We start from the raw sequence: 991 nt of genomic DNA, 5'->3' as shown, positions 1-991 counted from the left end.
ATGTCTAATATCAAACAAATCAAGCAAGTATCCATCAAGGATAACAAATTGAAAGCGACGATCGAGGTGTACGATGAGCGTACCGCCGACAGCTACCAGACCTCTTACCAGAACGAGTGCCCTATCCATGAGGAATTTACGTTGGCCATGGCGAACCTAAACTTCCACGTGGAGAAGATCTGCGGCACCTGCTTCCCCGGCCTCCGGGCCGAGGGCTTCTACCGCCAGCCGTCCGGCGACTCGGAGTTGCTCACCATCTACGCCGTCAACCGTGCCGACGATAACACCTGCCCCGTCAACCTCGCCGCCCGGCTCCACCTCGGGCGGGACGAGTACGCATGGATAGACCGCCTGCTGGAAGACCTCTCGCTATGCGAGCGTGAGGCACTGCTATACATCACGCAAGGCAAGCGCCTCGGCATGGAGCGTTTCGTCGAGATCGGGAACACGAGTGACGAACCTCTTAACACAGCCGCCTAAGACCATGACACACGCATCCACGCTTATCACGCCGACGGCCAAGGGCTGTCTGCTGGGCGACCAAGCCGCCGCCTGTTTCTTCCACCTCGCCTCGGGCGAGAGCCGCTCACGCAACTACCGCTTCGCACGGGGAAACGAGTACGGGTATTACTACGAGCCACGCATCCGCAAATGGATCACCTTCGACAACCGGATGGGAACCTTCTACGTGGAGATCTGCGACACGGACCGAGAGGCCGAACAACTCCTGACTGATGGGAACGGACTACTCGCCGCTTAGCGAGGCCGTCTTACGCTACACGGGGCTGCGGGTGGAACGGGAGTTCCCCTTCCACCCCACCCGTGAGTGGCGTTTCGACTTCGCCATTCCTCAAGCCCACGTAGCCATAGAGGTGGAGGGCGGCTTATGGAACGGCGGTCGCCACTTCCGCCCCGAGGGCTGGAAGCGTGACACGGAAAAATACAACGAGGCCGCCGCTTGCGGATGGCTCGTGATACGCACCACGCCCGC

General features: G+C 60.1%; 2 protein-coding genes. Both read left to right on the top strand.

The window, feature by feature from the left end:
• Nucleotides 1-480: hypothetical protein (locus tag DWY79_RS22640; protein WP_122369636.1), on the top strand; the 480-nt coding region annotated here is incomplete at its 5' end.
• Between the two features lie 4 nt (nucleotides 481-484).
• Entirely contained in the window at nucleotides 485-760 is a 276-nt protein-coding gene (locus DWY79_RS22425; protein ID WP_057327319.1) for a hypothetical protein, read from the top strand.
• Nucleotides 761-991: the final 231 nt, after the last annotated feature.

It is taken from the genome of Parabacteroides sp. AF27-14 (assembly GCF_003635425.1).
In the GTDB taxonomy this organism is placed as follows: domain Bacteria; phylum Bacteroidota; class Bacteroidia; order Bacteroidales; family Tannerellaceae; genus Parabacteroides; species Parabacteroides distasonis.
This window is presented reverse-complemented; position numbering and strand designations above follow the sequence as displayed.

Bases quoted from the DNA above. Each gene is read 5' to 3' on its own strand.
- DWY79_RS22425 (WP_057327319.1), top strand. From the start codon at position 485: ATGACACACGCATCCACGCTTATCACGCCGACGGCCAAGGGCTGTCTG.